17 protein-coding genes are annotated in these 19985 nt (G+C 70.8%); 13 read left to right on the top strand and 4 right to left on the bottom strand.

Annotation, left to right across the window (positions count from 1 at the left end; all coding sequences use genetic code 11):
* The first annotated feature begins 17 nt into the window (after positions 1-17).
* From ACFQ0P_RS04380 to ACFQ0P_RS04360, 5 genes are read left to right on the top strand one after another with little or no spacing between them, the layout of a single operon-like run.
* Positions 18-953, top strand: a complete 936-nt coding sequence (locus tag ACFQ0P_RS04380; protein WP_204980749.1) for a carbohydrate ABC transporter permease — start codon at positions 18-20, stop codon at positions 951-953.
* Positions 950-1873, top strand: a complete 924-nt coding sequence (locus ACFQ0P_RS04375) for a carbohydrate ABC transporter permease (protein WP_204980747.1) — start codon at positions 950-952, stop codon at positions 1871-1873. The genes ACFQ0P_RS04380 and ACFQ0P_RS04375 overlap by 4 nt, the downstream gene beginning before the upstream one ends.
* 49 nt (positions 1874-1922) lie before the next feature.
* Positions 1923-3431, top strand: a complete 1509-nt coding sequence (arfA, locus tag ACFQ0P_RS04370) for an arabinosylfuranosidase ArfA (protein WP_204980745.1) — start codon at positions 1923-1925, stop codon at positions 3429-3431.
* Positions 3428-4822 (top strand): glycoside hydrolase family 5 protein, encoded by a 1395-nt coding sequence (locus ACFQ0P_RS04365; protein ID WP_204980743.1) that lies wholly within the window; start codon positions 3428-3430, stop codon positions 4820-4822. The genes arfA and ACFQ0P_RS04365 overlap by 4 nt, the downstream gene beginning before the upstream one ends.
* A gap of 30 nt (positions 4823-4852) precedes the next feature.
* Positions 4853-5836, top strand: coding sequence for a LacI family DNA-binding transcriptional regulator (locus tag ACFQ0P_RS04360; protein ID WP_204980741.1), 984 nt, complete (start codon positions 4853-4855; stop codon positions 5834-5836).
* 7 nt (positions 5837-5843) lie between these two features.
* Here the strand turns inward: ACFQ0P_RS04360 and pgm are convergent, their stop codons facing one another.
* Positions 5844-7484 carry a phosphoglucomutase (alpha-D-glucose-1,6-bisphosphate-dependent) gene (gene pgm / locus ACFQ0P_RS04355; protein WP_204980739.1) on the bottom strand — a complete coding sequence of 547 codons (1641 nt, stop codon included), beginning with the start codon at positions 7482-7484 and terminating at the stop codon, positions 5844-5846.
* Between the two features lie 195 nt (positions 7485-7679).
* Here pgm and pheA point away from each other — a divergent pair, with 195 nt between their 5' ends.
* From pheA to ACFQ0P_RS04335, 4 genes are all read left to right on the top strand, one after another.
* Entirely contained in the window at positions 7680-8657 is a 978-nt protein-coding gene (gene pheA / locus ACFQ0P_RS04350) for a prephenate dehydratase (RefSeq protein ID WP_204980737.1), read from the top strand.
* Complete coding sequence (locus tag ACFQ0P_RS04345; RefSeq protein ID WP_204980734.1) at positions 8654-9094, top strand: pyridoxamine 5'-phosphate oxidase family protein; 441 nt, start codon at positions 8654-8656, stop codon at positions 9092-9094. Before pheA ends, ACFQ0P_RS04345 begins: the two co-directional genes overlap by 4 nt.
* A 14-nt stretch (positions 9095-9108) precedes the next feature.
* The gene (locus tag ACFQ0P_RS04340; RefSeq protein ID WP_204980732.1) at positions 9109-10773 is read left to right on the top strand and encodes a LuxR C-terminal-related transcriptional regulator; all 1665 of its coding nucleotides are present in this window, start codon (positions 9109-9111) and stop codon (positions 10771-10773) included.
* An 85-nt stretch (positions 10774-10858) separates the two neighbouring features.
* Complete coding sequence (locus ACFQ0P_RS04335) at positions 10859-11950, top strand: SAM-dependent methyltransferase (protein WP_378771455.1); 1092 nt, start codon at positions 10859-10861, stop codon at positions 11948-11950.
* On the opposite strand, the gene ACFQ0P_RS04330 is transcribed toward ACFQ0P_RS04335, so the two are convergent.
* Positions 11940-13004, bottom strand: a complete 1065-nt coding sequence (locus ACFQ0P_RS04330; protein ID WP_204980728.1) for an LLM class flavin-dependent oxidoreductase — start codon at positions 13002-13004, stop codon at positions 11940-11942. The two genes, ACFQ0P_RS04335 and ACFQ0P_RS04330, sit on opposite strands and share 11 nt — an antisense overlap.
* A gap of 118 nt (positions 13005-13122) precedes the next feature.
* Complete coding sequence (locus ACFQ0P_RS04325) at positions 13123-13935, bottom strand: helix-turn-helix domain-containing protein (protein ID WP_204980726.1); 813 nt, start codon at positions 13933-13935, stop codon at positions 13123-13125.
* A 67-nt stretch (positions 13936-14002) separates the two neighbouring features.
* Here ACFQ0P_RS04325 and ACFQ0P_RS04320 point away from each other — a divergent pair, with 67 nt between their 5' ends.
* Complete coding sequence (locus ACFQ0P_RS04320; RefSeq protein ID WP_204980724.1) at positions 14003-14935, top strand: phytanoyl-CoA dioxygenase family protein; 933 nt, start codon at positions 14003-14005, stop codon at positions 14933-14935.
* A 34-nt stretch (positions 14936-14969) separates the two neighbouring features.
* On the opposite strand, the gene ACFQ0P_RS04315 is transcribed toward ACFQ0P_RS04320, so the two are convergent.
* Positions 14970-15995 (bottom strand): LacI family DNA-binding transcriptional regulator, encoded by a 1026-nt coding sequence (locus tag ACFQ0P_RS04315; protein WP_204980722.1) that lies wholly within the window; start codon positions 15993-15995, stop codon positions 14970-14972.
* 132 nt (positions 15996-16127) lie between these two features.
* Between ACFQ0P_RS04315 and ACFQ0P_RS04310 the strand changes: the two genes are divergently transcribed.
* From ACFQ0P_RS04310 to ACFQ0P_RS04300, 3 genes are read left to right on the top strand one after another with little or no spacing between them, the layout of a single operon-like run.
* A complete protein-coding gene (locus ACFQ0P_RS04310) occupies positions 16128-18140 on the top strand; it encodes a beta-galactosidase (protein ID WP_204980720.1) in 2013 nt (670 codons plus the stop codon).
* The gene (locus tag ACFQ0P_RS04305; RefSeq protein ID WP_204981529.1) at positions 18140-19060 is read left to right on the top strand and encodes a carbohydrate ABC transporter permease; all 921 of its coding nucleotides are present in this window, start codon (positions 18140-18142) and stop codon (positions 19058-19060) included. Before ACFQ0P_RS04310 ends, ACFQ0P_RS04305 begins: the two co-directional genes overlap by 1 nt.
* Positions 19057-19977, top strand: coding sequence for a carbohydrate ABC transporter permease (locus ACFQ0P_RS04300; protein ID WP_204980718.1), 921 nt, complete (start codon positions 19057-19059; stop codon positions 19975-19977). Before ACFQ0P_RS04305 ends, ACFQ0P_RS04300 begins: the two co-directional genes overlap by 4 nt.
* The last annotated feature ends 8 nt before the right edge of the window (positions 19978-19985 follow it).

Here is a 19985-nt window from a genome sequence, read left to right as displayed (position 1 = left end):
CCAGACCAGGAGCACTGATGACTTCCACCACCACACCCAAGAGCGCGCTGACGAAGACCGGGATGCGACGCTCGACGAATGCGCGGCAGAACACGTTCGGCTGGCTGTTCGTCGGGCCGTTCGCGATCATCTTCATCGCGATGCTCGTGCTGCCGATCGGCTACGCGCTGTACCTGAGCATGTTCCAGAAGTCGCTCATCGGCGGCACGCGGTTCGTGCTCTTCGGGAACTACGCCAAGGCGTTCACCGATCCGTCCTTCCTGGACGGCGTCTGGTTCGTCGTGCGGTTCTCTCTCGTGCTGATCCCTCTCCAGATGGCCGTCTCGCTGGCGATCGCCCTCATCCTCGACATCGTCATCACGCGTTTCGCGCGATTCTCGCGGCTCATGATCTTCATGCCGTACGCGATCCCGACGGTGATCGGCGCGCTGATGTGGGGCTTCCTCTACAGCGACAACTTCGGTCCCCTCGCCGAGATCTTCGGGCTGTTCGGCGCGAGTCCACCGGACTTCCTCAGCAGCAGCCTCATCTTCTACGGCCTGCTCAACATCGTCACGTGGCAGTGGGCCGGGTACTACATGATCATCCTGTACGCCGCCCTCCAGGGGATCGACCCGACGCTCTACGAGGCGGCGCGCATCGACGGCGCATCTCAGTGGCAGATCGTCCTGCGGATCAAGATCCCACTGCTCACGCCCGCCCTCCTGCTGATCCTCGTGTTCGCCCTCATCGGGACGCTGCAGTTCTTCAACGAGCCGAAGATCCTGCAGCAGCTCGCCGCCGGCGCGATCCCCGACGACTTCACACCCAACATGTACGCCTACCAGCAGGCGTTCTCGCTGGCGAACTACAACTACGGCGCCGCGATCTCGTTCGCACTGGGTGCGGTTGTGTTCATCTGCGTGTACATCTTCCTGTTCGCCACCCGCAAGCGAGGGAGCTTCATCTCATGAGCGTCGCACCCATCGAGCGCACCGAAGCCGCTGCGCCGCGCCGCCCGATCGAGCGACGGCGGGCGGCGCCCGCCCGCGGGCGCATCCCGCTGAACATCGTGCTCCTGGCGCTGATGATCTACTTCCTGATCCCGTTCTGGTGGCTGATCGTCAACAGCTCGAAGACGGCCGCCGGACTTTTCGGCGGGGAGAGCGCCCTGTGGTTCTCCGGCGGCGTCCACTACCTCGACAACCTGGTCGACCTGTTCACGTACGGCGGCGGGATCTACGCGCGGTGGCTGGGCAACTCCGCGCTGTACGCGATCGTGGGCGGCGTCGGCGCGACCGCGCTGGCGGTCCTGGCGGGGTACGGCTTCGCGAAGTACCGCTTCGCCGGGCGCCGGGCATCCTTCGCCATCCTGCTGGGGGCGGTCATGGTGCCCACCACCGCCCTCGTGATCCCCACGTTCGTGCTGTTCGCGCAGATCGGGTGGACCAACACGATCTGGGCGGTGATCGTGCCGACCCTCCTCAATCCGTTCGGGGTGTACCTCATGAACGTCTACGCGCGGGATGCCGTGCCGGACGAGCTTCTCGATGCCGCCCGCGTCGACGGGGCGGGTGAGTTCCGGATCTTCCTGCAGGTCGCACTCCCGATGCTGCGGCCGGCCATCGTGACCGTCCTGCTGCTCTCCGTCGTCGCCTCGTGGAACAACTACTTCCTGCCGCTCGTCATGCTGTCGGACAACCGGCTGTTCCCCGTGACGGTGGGCATCGGGCTGTGGCAGTCGACCGCGTCGACGTACGGGGCGGCAGGCGGGCAGAGCCTGTGGAGCATCATCATCCTCGGCTCCCTCGTGTCGGTCATCCCGCTGATCGTCGCCTTCCTCGGTCTGCAGAAGTACTGGCGCGGCGGGCTCTCCATCGGAAGCCTCAAGTGACCTCCGGGCCAGAGCTTCGTCCCCGTCCCTCGCATCCCGGAAGAGAAACATGATCCGCGCGCACCTCACCATCGATCCGCACTTCACCGTCGGTCCCATCGATCGACGCCTGTTCGGGTCCTTCGTCGAGCACCTCGGCCGCTGCGTCTACGACGGCATCTACGAGCCGTCCCACCCGTCCGCGGACGCGGACGGCTTCCGGACGGACGTCATCGACCTGGTCAAGGAGCTCGGCGTCTCCACGGTCCGCTACCCCGGCGGCAACTTCGTCTCGGGCTACCGCTGGGAGGACGGCGTGGGACCGAGGCCGGAGCGGCCGCGCCGGCTCGATCTCGCGTGGCACTCCACCGAGACGAACGAGGTGGGACTGGACGAGTTCGCCGGCTGGCTGCGCAAGATCGACGGTCAGCTGATGTACGCCGTCAACCTGGGCACGCGCGGGGTCCAGGATGCGCTCGACGTGCTCGAGTACGCCAACATCCGCTCGGGGACCGCCCTGTCGGACCGCAGGATCGCCAACGGCGCGCAAGAGCCCCACGACATCCGGATGTGGTGCCTCGGGAATGAGATGGACGGGCCGTGGCAGCTGGGCCACGGCACCGCGGAGGACTACGCGCAGCTCGCCGCCAAGACGGCGCGAGCGATGCGCCAGGTCGACGCGGATCTGCAGCTCGTCGTGTGCGGGAGCTCGAGCGCCCACATGCCCACCTTCGGCGAGTGGGAGCGCGTCGTCCTCGAGCACACCTACGACGACGTCGACTTCATCTCGTGCCACGCGTACTACGAGCCGCGCGACGGCGACTATCCGGAGTTCCTGGCGTCGGCGGTCGACATGGACCGCTTCATCGAGTCCGTGGTCGCCACCGCCGACCATGCCAAGGCGGTCCGGGGCAGCGACAAGGTGATGTACATCTCGTTCGACGAGTGGAACGTCTGGTACCAGTCGCGGTACCACGAGGTCGACCGCATCACCGATGTCGCCACCTGGCCGGTCGCACCGCGGCTGCTCGAGGACCAGTACTCGGTCGTCGACGCGGTCGTCTTCGGGAGTCTCCTCATCGCGCTGCTGCGTCACGCCGACCGCGTGACGGCGGCGTCGCTCGCTCAGCTCGTCAACGTCATCGCACCGATCATGACCGAACCGGGCGGTCCGGCGTGGCGGCAGACGACGTTCTTCCCGTTCTCGATCACGTCCGCCCTCGCACGTGGGGAGTCGCTCGAGCTCAAGCTCGAATGCCCGTGCTACGACACGGAGCGATACGGCGAGGTCCCGTATGTCGACGCCGTGGCGACCCACGACCGCGAGACCGGCAAGACATCGGTGTTCCTCGTCAACCGCAGCCTCGACGAAGAGGTGTCCCTCGAGATCGACGTGCGGATGCTCGGCGCCGCGGCCCTCCGGTCGGTCCGCACGCTGCACGACGACGACATCCACGCCGCGAACACGCTGTCCGAGCCCGAGCGGGTCACGCCGAGATCGAACGACTCGGCCTCGCTCGAGGACGGAACGCTCACCATCACACTGCCGCCCGTCTCGTGGACGGCGGTCGAGCTGTGAGCGCGCCGACGTCGCGGGACATCCTGACCGTCGACGGCACCCGCCTCGTCCGCGACGGCACGCCCGTCCTGCTGCGGGGGTTCGGCCTCGGCGGGTGGATGAACATGGAGAACTTCATCACCGGCTATGCGGGGAGCGAGTCGCAGCAGCGGCGCGCACTGCGGCGGATGCTGGGTGAAGAGGGATACCGTCGCTACTTCGACCGGTTCCTGTCGGTCTTCTTCACGGATGCCGACGCCGCCTTCCTCGCCGAGCTCGGACTGAACTCGCTGCGCATCCCCTTCAACTACCGGCACTTCGAGTCCGATGACGCCCCCTTCGAGCTCGATCCGGAGGGCTTCCGGCTGCTGGACTCCGTCGTGGACGCGTGCGCGCGCCACGGGATCTACACCATCCTCGATCTGCACGCCCTGCCGGGCGCCCAGAACCAGCACTGGCACAGCGACAACCCCACGCAGTGGGCGTCGTTCTGGACGCACCGGCACTTCCAGGACCGCGTCGTGCACCTCTGGGAGAACCTCGCGGAGCACTACCGCGGGAACCCGTGGGTCGCCGGCTACAACCCGATCAACGAGCCCGCCGACGTCGAGGGGTCGACCATCGGCCCGTTCTACGAGCGCATCGAGCGCGCCATCCGCGCGGTCGATCCCGATCACATCCTCTTCCTCGACGGAAACCGCTACTCCACCCAGTTCGATCAGCTCGGCGATCCGCTGCCGAACTGCGTCTACACGGCGCACGACTACGCGCTGCCCGGATTCGTCGACGGCGGGCCGTATCCCGGCGTGAGCCGAGGGCAGCACGTCGACCGCGACCGGGTCGAGGAGACCTTCCTCGAACGCACCCGGTACATGCGCGAGACGGGGACGCCCATCTGGGTCGGGGAGTTCGGGCCGGTCTACACCGGTGATCCCGCGCGTGACGAGCAGCGCTACCGCCTGCTCGAGGATCAGCTGGAGATCTACGGCCGGCACGAGGCCAGCTGGGCGCTGTGGACGTACAAGGACATCGGCCTGCAGGGCGTGGTGACCGTCGATCCGGACTCCGCCTACCTGCGCCGGATCGCGCCCGTGCTCGCCAAGAAGGAGCGCCTCGGCGTCGATTCGTGGGGATCGACCGATGCGGGGGTGCGCGGCATCCTCGATCCCGTCGAACGCCTGTTCCGTGAGGAGTTCCCGGACTTCCAGCCTTACCCGTGGGGCGCGCATCGGTGGATCCACGGGCACGTGCGCCACGTGATGCTCGCCGAGGCGATGGTCGACGACTACGCCCGCGCCTTCGAGGGCGTCGACCCCGACGGCGCCGAGGATCTCGCGGACGCCTTCGCATTCGAGGCCTGCCGCATCCGCGAACCGCTCGCACGGACGCTCCGTTCCGCCGTCCGCGGGTGACGCGGTGACCGGTCACGCCCCCGGATTGCGATGGCTCCCGAGGGCGTGACGCTGGCGGGCGTCGCCGCGCGGGCGGGGGTGTCGATCACGACGGTGTCGAAGGTCCTCAACGGCCGCGGCGACGTCGCTTCCCCGACACGGCGCCGGGTCGAGGACGCGCTGCTGGATGCCGGTTACCTTCGCTCTCCGGCGGAGGGGGAGGTGATCGAACTCGTCCTCGCGGGACAGTTCGAGGGCCCCGCTGCGGCTCTCCTCGTGGCGGGGGCGCTGAAAGGCGCGTCGAGGGCGGGGCTGCGGCTCGTCCTCACCCGCATCGACGACGGCGCGCCGGAGGGCTGGCTCGAGGGGATCATCCGGCGCGGCCCCGCCGCGGTGCTGCTGGGATGCTCCGCCACGGCGCGTGAGATCGCGCGGCTCCGGATGCGGGGAATCCCCGTCGTCCGCGTGGGCCCGGTGGCCGCCGGTGCGGGCGCGGCGATGGTGGCGGCATCCGATCGTGCCGGCGGCGCCGTGGGAGCGGACCACCTCCTCCACCTCGGCCACCACCGCATCTCGGTCGTCGCCGACGCCGCCGACGCCGATCGCGCCCGCCGGCGGATCGGCGGCGCCCGCGCATCCGCGTCCACTCGGGGAGTCGTGATCCCGGACCGGTGGGTGGGGACCCCGGGCAGGGCGGATGTGGGAGCGTACATCGCCGGACTGCTGGGCGCGGACCCACGGCCTTCCGCGGTGCTGGTCGTCAGCGATCTGGCGGGCGTGGACGTGCTGCGCGCGATCTCGGCCCGAGGGCTCGCCGTGCCCGGCGATGTCTCCCTCGTCGCGTACGACGACGGCCGTCTCACGCGCCTCGCCCTTCCGCGCGCGACCGTGGTCCGGCATCCGCTCGACGCGCTCGGGCTCGAAGCCGTGCGCACCGCGGTGCGGATGCTCGCTCAGCCCGAAGCGCGCCCGCTCACCGTCGAACTCTCGCCGACGATCGCGCCGGGCTGGTCCACCGCGGCGATCGCGGACTGACGCGGCGTCAGCCCCCGAGCGCTGCCGAGACCACCGCGCGCGCCTCGGCCTGCACCTCGGCGAGGTGCTCGGGACCGCGAAGCGACTCGGCGTAGAGCTTGTAGACGTCCTCGGTGCCCGACGGGCGGGCGGCGAACCACGCGTGCTCGGTCTGCACCTTCAGGCCGCCGATCGCCGCGCCGTTGCCGGGCGCATGGGACAGCTTCGCGGTGATCGGCTCGCCCGCGAGCTCCGTCGCCGTCACCGCTTCGGGGGCGAGTTTCGCGAGCGCGGACTTCTGGGCGGGGGTGGCCGGAGCATCCACCCGCTGGTACGCCGACGAGCCGAACTCCTGCTCGAGCTCGGCATACCGCTGCGAGGGGGTCTTTCCGGTGACGGCCAGGATCTCGGCGGCCAGCAGGCACAGCAGGATGCCGTCCTTGTCGGTCGTCCACACGGTGCCGTCCTTGCGCAGGAACGACGCCCCCGCCGACTCCTCGCCACCGAACGCGACGGACCCGTCCAGCAGGCCGGGCACGAACCACTTGAACCCGACCGGGACCTCCAGCAGGGGCCGGCCGAGCGCGGCGGCGACCCGGTCGATGATCATCGACGAGACGAGGGTCTTTCCGACCGCGGCATCCGTGGGCCAATCCGGACGGTGCGAGTAGAGGTAGTCGATCGCGACCGCGAGGTAGTGGTTCGGGTTCATGAGCCCGGCGTCGGGCGTGACGATGCCGTGCCGGTCGGCGTCGGCGTCGTTGCCGGTGAGGATGTCGTACTCGTCGCGGCGGGCGACCAGCGCGGCCATGGCGGACGGCGACGACGGATCCATGCGGATCTTCTCGTCCCAGTCGAGGGTCATGAACTTCCACGTCGGGTCGACGTCCGGGTTCACCACCGTGAGGTCGAGGCCGTGCTCCTCGGCGATGAGCGCCCAGTACTCCACCGACGCACCCCCGAGCGGGTCCGCACCGATGCGCACCCCGGCGGAGCGGATCGCGTCGACGTCGATGATGCTCGGCAGGTCGCCCACATACGCAGCGCGGAAGTCGTAGTCGCCGAGCGCGTCGCCGTCGAGGTCCTTGAAGGGGGTGCGCGCGACGCCGTCGAGACCCGCCGCGATCAGCTCATTGGCGCGGTTCGCGATCCAGCCGGTCGCATCGGTGTCGGCGGGGCCGCCGTTCGGCGGGTTGTACTTGAATCCGCCGTCGCGCGGAGGATTGTGGCTGGGCGTGACGACGATGCCGTCGGCGCGGCCCGGGTCTGCGGCATCCCTCCCGCGGTTGTAGGTGAGGATCGCGTGGCTGAGCGCCGGCGTCGGCACCCACGAGTCGCGGGAGTCCACGCGCACGTCGACGCCGTTCGCGACGAGGACCTCGATCGCGCTGCGCTCGGCAGGCAGCGACAGCCCGTGCGTGTCGCGGCCGAGGAACAGCGGGCCCTCGATGCCCTGCGAGCGCCGGTAGTCGACGATCGCCTGGGTGGTGGCGAGGATGTGGGTCTCATTGAAGCTCGCCGAGAGCGACGAGCCGCGGTGGCCGCTCGTGCCGAACGCGACGCGCTGCTCGGGCACGGCCGCGTCGGGCACGACGTCGTAGTACGCGTTGATCAGCTCATCGATGTCGATGAGGTCGGATGCTTCGGCCGGCTGTCCTGCGCGAGTCATGGGTCCAGTCTGCCCCGTCACGGGGTCGCGTGTCCCGCCCTTGACAGTGGTTGACGGCCAGGTCGCCCGCAACAACTCCTCACGATCGCTGCGCGGTGCCGCCGGTTCGGCCGAAGAAGGCGCTCGCACGACGCGAAGTGAGGAGATGTTGTCGAGGCCGGAGGCGCAGCCCGGCACCTCGCTAGGCTGGCACCCGTGACTTCCGAGGCGCTCGAGACCGAGGCATCCGTCCCCGTGCGGCGCACGTACAGCTTCCTGGGCCCCGCGGGCACGTTCACCGAGGCCGCGCTCGCGCAGGTTCCCGAGGCCCGCGGCCACGAGTGGCGCCCGGTGCGAAACGTCGGCGAGGCGCTCGCCGACGTCGTCGAGGGGCGCTCGGATGCCGCGATGATCGCGATCGAGAACTCGGTCGACGGCGGCGTGTCGACGGCGCAGGACGCCCTCGCCACCGTCCCGGGGCTGCGCATCGTGGGGGAGTACCTCGTTCCGGTCGAGTTCGCGCTCGTCGGGCGGCCGGGCGCCAAGCTCGAGGATGTCTCGCTCATCGCGGCGCACCCGGTGGCCTACGCCCAGTGCATGCAGTGGCTGTCGCGGACCCTCCCCGCGCACGCGCACGTGCCCGCCGCGAGCAACGTCGCCAGCGCCATGGGCCTCATCGACGGATCGAGCGATGCGGATGCCGCGATCGCCCCGCCCGGGATCCTCGAGCACCACGAGCTCGAGCTCCTCGCCTCGGCCATCGGCGACAACCCGCACGCCGTGACCAGGTTCGTCTTGGTGAGCCGCACGGTCGCGCCGCCGCCGCCGACGGGCGCCGACAAGACGTCGCTCATCGCCGAGCTTCCCGACGACCACCCCGGGGCACTGCTGGAGATGCTGGAGCAGTTCGCCACCCGCGGCATCAACCTGTCGCTCCTGGCTTCGCGCCCGATCGGCGACGCGCTCGGCCGCTACCGGTTCGTCATCGACGCGGACGGGCACATCTCCGACGAGCGCATGGCCGACGCGCTGCTGGGGCTTCGCCGCTTCAGCCCCAAGGTCGTGTTCCTCGGCTCGTACCCGCGGGCCGATCGCGCGGTGGTGCACTATCCCGATCGATACTCCGACGACGTGTTCGTCGAGGCCCGGGACTGGCTGCGCGGACTGCTGAGCGGAGAACCGGAGGAATCGTGACCACGCCGTTCGTCTTCGATCCCGGGAACGAGGTCCACGCCCGCGCGCTGGGCCGGCTGCAGAGCGAGCAGGTCGCCTGGATCGGCACCGCCGGACGCGACGGCTTCCCGCACGCCGTCCCGGTGTGGTTCCTGTGGCTCGGCGATCGGGCGGTGGTGCTCAGCGAGCCGCACACGGCCAAGGTGCGCAACCTCGAGGCCGACGCCCGGGTCCTGCTCCACCTCGAGGCGGGCGCCGACGGCGAGCAGCTCACCGTGCTCCGCGGCACCGCGACGCTGTCGCCCGGCGCGGGTCCGTCGTGGGCCCCGCGCATCGGGGCCGAGTACGAGGCCAAGTACCGCGAGTGGATGCTGCGGCTCGGCCTCCCGCTCGAGCAGATGTTCGCGCGCTACAGCACCGTGATCGAGATCGTCCCCGAGAAGCTCATCGCCTGGTAGCAGTACCCTGGAGCATGCTCGATCCCGCGGGCACCGTCGAGGCTGGGCGCCGGGCATACGCCGCGTCCGACTGGTCCAGCGCTCTCGCGCACCTGTCGGACGCTCGCACCGAGGGTCCGCTCGCCCCCGAGGACATCGAGGCGATGGCGCGCTCCGCGTGGTGGCTCGGCCGCGTTCCGGAGTCACTGGTCTTCGCCGAGGAGGCGTTCCGCGGCTACTGCGACGCGCAGCGCGGCGACGAGGCGGCGATGAGCGCGCTGCAGCTCGGACTGCTGTGGGCCACGCGCGGCGACCTGACGATCGGGAACGCGTGGGTCCATCGCGCGCGACGGCTGCTCGCGGACCTCGAGCCCCGGCCGGCGCACGCCTACCTCGCCTACCTCGACGCGATGCTCGCGATGATGGCGGGAGACCCGCGGAGATGGGACGAGGAGATCTCGCGGCTCGACGACCTTCACCGGCGGTTCCCCGACCCGGACGTCGAGTGCCTGTCGCTGGTCGTGCGCGGCCTGGCGGCGCTGCGTCGAGACCGGTCGCCCCAGGGCTTCGCGCTGCTGGACGAGGCGATGCTGCCGGTGCTGGCCGGGCGCCTGCCCGCCGAGTGGGCGGGTGACGTCTACTGCACCGTCATCCACATGTGTCACGAGCTGGCCGACTTCCGGCGCATGGAGGACTGGACCCGCGCCACCGAGCAGTGGTGCGATCAGTTCGGCAACGAGGCGATCTACACCGGGATCTGCCGCGTGCACCGCATCGAGCTGCGCAGCGTGAGGGGCGAGTGGACGGATGCCGAGGAGTCGATCCAGCGGGAGTGCGCGGACCTCGCCGGTGGCGACCCGTGGGTCGCGGGGGAGGGCTTCTACCAGCTCGGCGAGCTTCGCCGCTGGCGGGGCGACGCCGCCGGGGCGCACGAGGCGTACGAGCTCGCGCGCGCGTCGGGCATCGATCCGCAGCCGGGCGCGGCGCTGCTGCTGCTCGAGAAGCGCGATCCCGTCGCAGCCCGTGCCTCGCTCGAGGCGTCGCTCGCGGGCCGGGACGCCGTCGCTCGGGTGCGCCTGCTGCGTGCGATGGTCGAGGTCGCGCTCGCGTGCGGCGACGAATCGGCCGCCCGGGGCGCCGCCAAGGAGCTGCGTGCGGCCGCGGCGCGGTTCGACAGCCCGGGTTTCGCGGCCTGGTCGGCACACGCCGACGGCATGCTCGCGCTCGCCGGGGGCGATCCTGCCGGTGCCCTGGTGGCTCTGCGCACGGCGGAGTCGGCGTTCGGCGGCGGCCGGCAGCCGTACGAGCTGGCCCGCGTGCTGCTGCTGCAGGCGCGCGCATTCGAGGGGACGGGGGATGCCGCATCCGCCGCGGCGGCGGAGGCGCGGGGCCGAGGCATCCTGAACCGGCTGGGCGCCCGTGCGCCCGACGCACCGCGCGCCGACGGGCCGCTGACTCCTCGCGAACGGGAGGTGCTCGCCCTCGTCGCCGAGGGGGCGGGGAACCGCGAGGTCGCGCAGCGGCTGTTCATCAGCGAGAAGACGGTCGGTCGGCACCTCGCGAACGTCTACCTCAAGATCGGGGTCGGCACGCGCACCGCGGCGGCGGCGTGGTGGCACGCGCAGCGGAGCACCCCGGGTGGCGTCCCCGGGCGCGGTGGTGCGCGAGATGCAGACGAGCGCGGGCGCGGATCTGCATGATTCTCCCGATACGCCGAACCCCGCATCGCTCCTAACGTCGATGATGCGCGCTCGACCCGAGCCGCGCCGAGAGAAGGAGCAGCTCATGACCACCGCCCTGACAGAGCCTGTCGGCACCGACGCGGTCGACGCGTTCGCCGAGCGCCTGCTGGCGTCCGCGCTCGGCGCCGTCGATGTGATGACCGTCTACGTCGGCGACCGGCTGGGCTGGTACCGCAGCCTCGCCGAGCACGGCGCTTCGACCGCCGCCGAGCTCGCCGAGCGCACCGGCACCCACCCCCGCTACGCCCGCGAGTGGCTCGAGCAGCAGGCCGTGACCGGCATCCTTCGTCTCTCCGAGACGGTCACCGACGGCGGGCAGCGATTCGAGCTGGCCCCGGGGGCGGGGGAGGTCCTCACCGACCCGCGCAGCCTCAACTACCTCGCACCGCTCGCGAGGTTCTTCGCCGCGGCCGGTGCCGTGATGCCCGAGCTCCTGGATGCCTACCGCACCGGCGGAGGCGTGAGCTGGGAACGGTTCGGCGCCGACGCGCGAGAGGCCCAGGCCGACATGAACCGTCCCTGGTTCGAGGAACTGCCCCAGGCCTTCGCCGCGATCCCTGGCGTCGCGTCCGTCCTCTCCCGTCCTGGCGCGAAGATCGCCGACGTCGGCACCGGCGCCGGCTGGTCGGCCATCGCGCTGGCCGAGGCGCATCCGGGGCTGCGGGTGCACGGGTTCGACATCGACGAGCCGTCGATCGCGATGGCGCGGCGAGGTGCCGAAGAAGCCGGGGTGGCCGACCGCGTCACCTTCCACAACGCCGACGGCGACGGGCTCGAGAACTACGGCCCGTTCGACGCCGCGTTCGCGTTCGAGTGCATCCACGACATGCCGCGTCCGGTGGACGTGCTCGCCGCGATGCGCTCCGCCGTCCCGGACGGACCGGTCGTCGTCATGGACGAGGCAGTCGGGGAGGAGCTCGTCGCACCGGGCGGCGACGTCGAGCGGCTGATGTACGGCTTCAGCCTGTTCTGCTGCCTCCCCGACGGGATGTCGCACCAGCCGAGCGCAGCCACGGGCACCGTCATGCGCCCGGGGGTCTTCCGCGACTACGCCCGGGCCGCCGGGTTCGAGAACGTCGAGGTGCTCCCGATCGAGGACTTCGCGTTCTTCCGGTTCTACTCGCTCACGCGCTGACCCGGGCGCCGGCGGCCAATAGCTCGAGGGTCTGCAGGCGGCCGGCCGCGGCATCCATCGGCTCGTGCTCGTACGCCCCCGCGATCGGCGAGATCATGATCTCGTCGACCGCGTGGGCGGCGGCGAAGTCGCGCAGCTGCGTGGAGACGGCCTCGGGGGTTCCGACGAACCAGTTCGCGCGGGCGGAGTCCATGAAGGACTCGCCGAGCCCGTCGAACTCCGCCGCTCCGGCGCGCGACTGCTCGACCGTCTCGAGCGGGACGAGCGGCCGGCCGGTGCGCAGCCGAGCCGTCATGCGCAGGTTGGGCAGCGCCCGCTCCTCGGCCTCGCGCTCGGTCGGGGCGGCGATGACGTTCGCGGTGAGGAAGGTCCGCGGCTCGGGGTGCGCCTCGCTGGGCTGGTACCCCGAGCGGTACAGGTCGAGCGCCCGCTCCAGTCCCTGGCCCGAGAAGTGGTTCGCGAACACGTAGGGGAGGCCCACGGCGGCGGCGAGCTGCGCGGAGTAGTCGCTCGACCCCAGCAGCCACACCTCGGGAACCCCCTCGGCGGCCGGGGTGGCGCGCACGTCGTAGGTGCCGCCCGACGTGAAACGCACGGAGGCGCCCTCGGGCGAGACGAGCGAGACGATGTCGCGCACGTGGTCGGGGAACCGCTCGACGTCGCTCGTCGTGCCGCTCTGGCGCAGCAGCTGCGTGATGACCGGGTCCGAGCCGGGCGCGCGCCCGAGCCCGAGGTCGATGCGGCCTGGCGCGAGAGCCTCGAGCGCGGCGAACTGCTCGGCGACCACGAGCGGGGAGTGGTTGGGCAGCATGACCCCACCGGAGCCGAGACGGATGCGCGACGTCCGCGCGGCCGCCGCCGCCGCGAGGACCGGCGGGGTCGTCGACGCGACGGCCGGCATGTTGTGGTGCTCGGCGAACCAGTACCGCCGGAACCCGAGCTCGTCGGCGCGGGCTACGAGAGCGAGGGATGCCGCGACCGCCTGCGCGCTGGACTGCCCGCTGCGCACGGGCACGAGGTCGAGGACGGACAGGGCCGGGGTCACGGTGTTCATCCCCGGATCCAACGGCGGCGGCATCCGTCCCATTCCTTTGGACTTCCCGTCGGTCGTGCGGCATGGGATGGGCCCCGCGCGGCCGCCGCGCGACGCCCGACGGCCTCCGACGCACCGATCAGGCCGGGGCCGAGCCGTGCCGGTACTGCCGCGGGGTCGAGCCGACGACGGTGCGGAACGTCTCGTGGAACGCCGTCGCGGACGAGAACCCGCTCGCCTGCTGCACCGCCTCGACCGGGAGCGTCGTGGTGAGCAGGAGGCGCTGCGCCTCCGCGAGCCGGAACTGCGTGACGTAGCGGGGGATCGAAGTGCCCATCGCGCTCCGGAACTCCCGGGCCGCGGTGTTCGGATGCACGTGCACGGCTCGGGCGACGTCGCCCAGGAGGATCGGGTCCCGGAAGTTCGCCGCGATGAACCGCGCCATCGCACCGACGCGCGCCGGGTCGTTCCCCCTGCGCTCGCCCGACGCCCAGTTCTCGGATGCCTGCGCCACCCGTCGCACGAGGGCTTCGACCTCGAGCCGCGCAGCGCGCTGGTCCTCGGGGCTGCGCCGCCGCAGCTCGCGGCTCCAGCGGGCCGCCACCTCCGGCAGGCCCGGCGGGAGGCTGTCCGGCGACCCCACCACGACCTCGCCGCCGAGGAGCCGGTCGCCGAGCGAGGGGGCCCACGCGAGCAGGGTCGTCGTCGGTACGGTGATCCACATCAGCCGGACGGCGCCCTCGGTGACGAGCCGGTGCGGCCGCGAGGCCCAGAACAGGGCGGGTCTGCCGGCCGGGATGTCGAGCGTCCGGCCACCTCGCACGTAGACGAGGTCGGTCTCGGCGACGTTGATCTCGATGTCGTCGTGCTGGTGGGGCGCCGACATGGCGTAGGCGACGTCGTACTCGCAGCGCCAGCCGAAGCCGGCCCGAGGAGAGTGAAAATCCGTCATCATCCACTCAAAAGGAGGAATTCTGGGTGAAAAGCACTCCCTAGTGTAGGTCGCGGAAAGGGAAACCATGTCACTCACCGCACCTCGCGCCGCCGCCTCCGAGTCGCTGGCACTCACCGCCGAGCAGATCGAGCAGTTCGACCGCGACGGCTACCTCATCCTCCGCAACCGGATCCCCGCCGACCTCGTGGCGAGGCTGCGAGCGGCCTCCGAGCGCTGGATCGCGGACGGGCAGGAGACGGCGTCCGACGCCGGCTCCGATCCCGACTACAACTTCGCCTCTCGGCCGGACGGGCCCCTCCTGTTCCGCGTGAACTATCTGCACGCGAAGCGGGAGCGCGCCTCGCTGGAGCTCCTCGGCAGCCCCGAGGTCCTCGAGATCGCCCGCAGCCTCGCCGGTCCCGACTTCGTCCCGACCTACGAGTCGCTGGTGTTCAAGGCCGAGGGCGACGGGGCCGCGATCGAATGGCATCAGGATGCCGTGCACCCCCGCACCCGCCGCATCTTCAACGTCGACGTCTATCTCGACGCCTCGCGCAAGGGTGCGGGAGCGCTGCGCGTCGCTCCCGGTTCGCAGCGCGGCCCGGTCGAGATCTGCCAGCTTCGCGACGAGTACGGGTGGGATGCCCCGGGCGTGGTCCAGGTCGAGATGGAGCCCGGCGACCTGCTGGTGCACGACGTCATGGTCGTCCACGGGTCCGAGCCCACGCATGACAACCCCCTGCGCCGGACCATCTACTTCGAGTTCCGCGCGGCGGAGCAGATCGAGGCCGAGGGCCCGTGGGATGCGGAGTGGATCGAGCGCCGGCTGCGCCTCGTCCCGCTCGCCCTGCGCGAGTGGCAGCGCACCCACCCCGGCGAGACGGGGTTCCACTGGGATGTCGCGGAGCGCTACGCGCCGGCCGTCTCGGACGAGGTCGACGAGGAGCTCAAGGTCATCCACGGGGTGCACAACGCCGGCTCGTACTGCAGCGCGGGGAGCGTCCCGCTCAGCGCGTGACGCCGGCCGCTCGGCGAGTACCGCCGGGTCGAGGTCAGGCGGACTCGCGCCAGACCACGGGGCACTCGAGGACGATGGGGGATCCGGCCGTGTCGCCGCGCAGCTGCGCGAGGACGGATGCCGCGGCCGCCCGCCCGAGCTGATCCGCCGGCTGGTGCACGGTCGACAGCGGCGGGTCGCAGCGCAGCGCCCACGAGCTGTCGTCGAATCCGACGATGCCGACATCGCCGGGGACGGAGCGCCCGGCCTCGCGGAGGGCCTCGAGCGCCCCCGCCGCGACCGCGTCGCTCGAGGCGAAGACGCCGTCGAGGTCGGGGGCGCGCTCGAGCAGCTCCCGCATGCCCGCGCGGCCGTCCGAGAACGAGTAGAACGGAACGCTCTGCACGAGCTGCGGGTCGAACCGCGCGCCCATCGCGTCGACGAAGCCGGCGAGGCGATCGGCGCCGGAGTCGCGGTCGAGTGCGGCGGCGATCATGCCGACGCGGCTGCGCCCGGTGTCGAGGAGCCGTCGCGTGATCGTGCGCGCCGCCCCGCGGTTGTCGATCGCGACGTACGCGGCGTCGCCGATGTCGCGCGGGTGGCCCACGAACGCCGCGGGCAGGCCGAGTTCGGCCACGGCGGCGGTGATGCGGTCGCCCGCGCGCGCCGAGACGACGATGACGCCGTCGATGAGCCCGCCGCTGAGGTACCGCGCCAGGCGGTCGACGTCCCGCGGGGAGTCGGCGATGAGGCACGACAGCTGGTAGTCCGCCTCCGACAGCGCCTCGTTCGCACCCAGCAGGATCGAGGCGATGTTGGGGTCCTCGACGAAGAGCGAGTGCGGCTCGTGGACGATCAGGCCGATCGCCTGGGAGCTCTGCATCACGAGACTCCGGGCGGCGCGGTTGGGCACGAACCCGACGCGCGCGATGGCGGCCTCGATCGCGCTGCGCGCGGCCTCGGACACGTACGGCTGCCCGTTGAGCACGCGACTCACCGTGCCCCGGGAGACTCCGGCCTCCTGCGCGACGTCCTTGACGGTGGCGCGCTTCCTTCGCTCGGTGATCTCCACGGACGTCATCGTATGTGAACGAGAACAGCCACGGAAAGGCCTATTGACAGCGATCTGGACGTGTGCGACTCTGTTCACGTTCACAGACTCAGCGCCGAGTTCCTGCGCTCCGCTCTGTGCACGTTCACGGACGAGGAGCACATGACCACCCCCACGGCCTTCACCCACCCGGGCATCGCATTCGGCTGCGACTACAACCCCGAGCAATGGGGCCCCGACGTGTGGGACGAGGACATCCGCCTCATGAAGGTGGCGGGGGTCGACCTCGTCGCGGTGAACATCTTCGGCTGGTCGCACATCGAGCCGCGCGAGGGCACCTTCGACTTCTCCCGCCTCGACGACATCATCGGCCGCCTCCACGCCGCCGGCATCCGGGTCAACCTCGGCACCGGCACGGCCTCGCCTCCCGCGTGGCTCGCGCGGCAGCATCCCGACATCCTTCCGATGGCCGAGGACGGCACGCGGCGCTATCCGGGCGGGCGGCAGGCGTACTGCCCGAGTTCGCCGGTGTTCCGGGAGGCGTCGCTGCGTCTGGTCGAGGCGGTGGTCGATCGCTACGACGCGCACCCCGCGGTCGAGATCTGGCACGTCTCCAACGAACTGGGATGCCACAACGCGCTGTGCTACTGCGATGAGAGCGCCGCGGCCTTCCGTCGCTGGCTGCGGGAGAAGTACGGCACCATCGACGCGCTGAACAGCGCGTGGGGCACCGCGTTCTGGAGCCAGACATACGGCGAGTGGGACGAGATCCTGCCACCGCGGGCGACGCTGTCGGCGCGCAACCCCGGTCAGCAGCTGGACTTCCACCGCTTCAGCTCCGACGAGGTCCTCGGCCAGTATCGCGCGGAGGCCGAGATCATCCGGCGGCGCAGCACGACGCCCGTCACGACCAACTTCATGGTCACGGCGCACATCGAGAACCTCGACTACTGGACGTGGGCGGCCGACATGGACGTCATCGCGAACGACCACTACCTCGACCACCGGCTCGCCGACCCGGGTGCCGAGCTCGCCTTCGCCGCCGACCTCTCGCGCGGCCTGGGGCACGGCGCTCCCTGGATCCTCATGGAGCACTCCACGGGCGCGGTCAACTGGCAGGAGCTGAACCTCGCCAAGGAGCCCGGCCAGCTGATCCGCAACTCACTGACGCACGTCGCCCGCGGTGCCGATGCGGTGTGCTTCTTCCAGTGGCGTGCCTCCGTGCAGGGGGCCGAGAAGTTCCACTCCGCGATGCTTCCGCACGCGGGAACCGACTCCGGCACGTGGCGCGAGGTCGTCGAGCTCGGCGGCATCCTGGGCCGACTCGGCGAGGTCAACGGATCGCGCGTCGTCGCCGACGCGGCCCTGCTGTTCTCGTGGGAGGCGTGGTGGGCGGCCGACTCCGAATGCCGGCCGAGCCAGCACGTGGGCTACCTCGATCAGGTGCACAACGCCTACCGGGCGCTGCACGACCAGCGGCTGACCGTCGATGTCGTCGCGCCGGGGTCCGACCTGTCGTCGTACCGGCTGGTCGTCGTTCCCGGGCTGCACCTCCTGCGCGAGGCGGATGCCGCGGCCCTCGCCGAGTGGGTGCGCGGGGGCGGTACGGCCGTCGTGACGTTCTCGAGCGGCATCGTCGACGAGCACGACCGGGTCTGGACGGGCGGCTACGGCGGCCCGCTGCGCGAGACGCTCGGCGTCCACGTCGAGGAGTTCGCACCCGTGGCGCCCGGCACCGTCCTCACGCTGTCGGACGGATCCCGCGCGTCGCTGTGGTCCGAGCGCGCCCGCAGCACAGGGGCCGCAGTCCTCGCGACCTTCGCCGACGGGCCGTCCACCGGCTCGGTCGCCGTCTCGCGGAACCGCCACGGGGCGGGATCGGCGTGGTACGTCGCCACGCACCTCGATCCCGACGCGATGTCGCGCCTGATCGCCGACGCCGCCGACGCGGCCGGCGTCGGGGCTCCGGCGGTCGTGACCGGCGCCGACGGCCCGATCGAACTCGTGCGCCGCCGACGCGACGACACGAGCTACCTGTTCGTCATCAACCACGGCACGACACCGGCACGGGTCGAGGCGCTCGGCCACGAGCTGGTCGCCGGCGAGCCCGTCGCGGGCGCGCTCGCGGTTCCGCCGGGCGCGGTCCGGGTCATCCGAGAAGAGGGGACGGCATGATGTCCACCACTCAGGTCAGAGCGGCGTCCGCGGGCGACCGCGTCCGCAAGCGGCGGCGAGTGCCGCACAAGTGGGCGATCGTCGCGTTCACCGTGCCGTTCCTCGTGCTGTTCGTCCTCTTCTATCTGGTGCCCATCGGCTACGCCGTGTGGCAGTCGCTGCTGGTCGTCGAGCGCGAGGGGACCTTCGGCGAGGCCCGTCAGGTCTTCGGCGGGCTCGCCCAGTACGCCCTGGTCTTCCAGAACACCGCGTTCTGGACGTCGGTCGGTCGCGTGCTCATCTTCGGTATCGTCCAGGTCCCCGTGATGCTCGGACTCGCGCTGCTGTTCGCGCTGCTCCTGGACTCTCCGCTGATCAAGGGCAAGAAGTTCTTCCGGCTGGCGTTCTTCGTCCCCTATGCGGTGCCCGGCGTCATCGCTGCGATCATGTGGGGCTTCCTCTACTCGCCGAACCTGTCGCCCTTCCAGGCGCTCACCTCCAACGTCGACCTGCTCTCGGCGGACTTCGTGCTGTGGTCGATCGCCAACGTCGTCACGTGGGTCTTCGTCGGCTACAACATGCTGATCATCTACTCGACGCTCCTGGCGATCCCTCAGGAGGTGTACGAGGCGGCGCGCATCGACGGCGCCGGCCAGGCCCGCATCGCGTGGTCGATCAAGATCCCGCTGGTGCGGCCGGCCCTCGTGCTGACCGGCGTCCTCTCGATCATCGGCACGCTGCAGCTGCTCGCCGAGCCCCAGACGTTCCGCTCGTTCAGCTCCGCCGTCACCAGCACGTACACGCCGAACATGACGATCTACGCCACGAGCGCGGTCCCCAACGTCTCGCTCGCCGCGGCGTTCTCGGTCGTGCTCGCGCTCGCCACCTTCATCCTGTCGTTCACCTTCCTGCGACTGAGCCGACGGGGGGCGCAATCATGACCGCAGCAGACACCCGCACGACCGACACCCGCGTGATCACCACCGGTCGCCGTGGCGCCCGAGGCAAGGCGGCGGGCCCGCGCGAGAGCATCGTCTCGCGCACCGGCGCGATGGTCGTCATGGCCGTCTTCACGCTCTACTTCCTCATCCCGCTGTGGTGGCTGCTGGTGGCCTCCACCAAGAGCCGCGGTCAGCTCTTCAGCACCAACCCGCTGTGGTTCGCCGACCCGCAGCTCATCGAGAACCTCACGGGCCTGTTCACCTACCGCGACGGGGTGTACCTGCGGTGGCTGCTCAACAGCGCGATCTACGCGGGGCTGGGCGGCATCGTCGCGACCATCGTGGCGGCGATGTGCGGGTACGCGCTGGCGAAGTACCGGTTCCCCGGACGGGAGACGATCTTCAACGTCGTGCTCGGCGGTGTGCTCGTACCGGCGACGGCCCTCGCGCTGCCGCTGTTCCTGCTGTTCAGCCAGGTCCAGCTCACCAACACGCTCTGGGCGGTGCTCCTCCCCAGCATCGTGAGCCCCTTCGGCGTGTATCTCTCGCGGGTGTTCGCCGAGGCATCCGTCCCCGATGAGCTGCTCGAAGCCAGCCGCCTCGACGGCGCCGGCGAGGTGCGCACGTTCTTCACCGTCTCGATCCGGCTGATGTTCCCGGCGCTGATCACGGTCTTCCTGTTCCAGTTCGTCTCGATCTGGAACAACTTCTTCCTGCCGCTCATCATGCTCCGCAGCGAAGAGCTGTTCCCCGTCACCTTCGGGCTCTACGCGTGGAACTCCACGATCAACCAGTTCCCCGAGCTGCGCACGTACGTGCTCGTGGGCTCGCTGGTCTCGATCATCCCCCTGATCATCACGTTCCTCTTGCTTCAGCGGTACTGGCGCACCGGCCTCGGCACGGGCGCCCTGAAGTGAGAACACCC

This window comes from Microbacterium insulae, assembly GCF_042677065.1.
Taxonomy (GTDB): Bacteria; Actinomycetota; Actinomycetes; order Actinomycetales; family Microbacteriaceae; genus Microbacterium; species Microbacterium insulae.
This window is presented reverse-complemented; position numbering and strand designations above follow the sequence as displayed.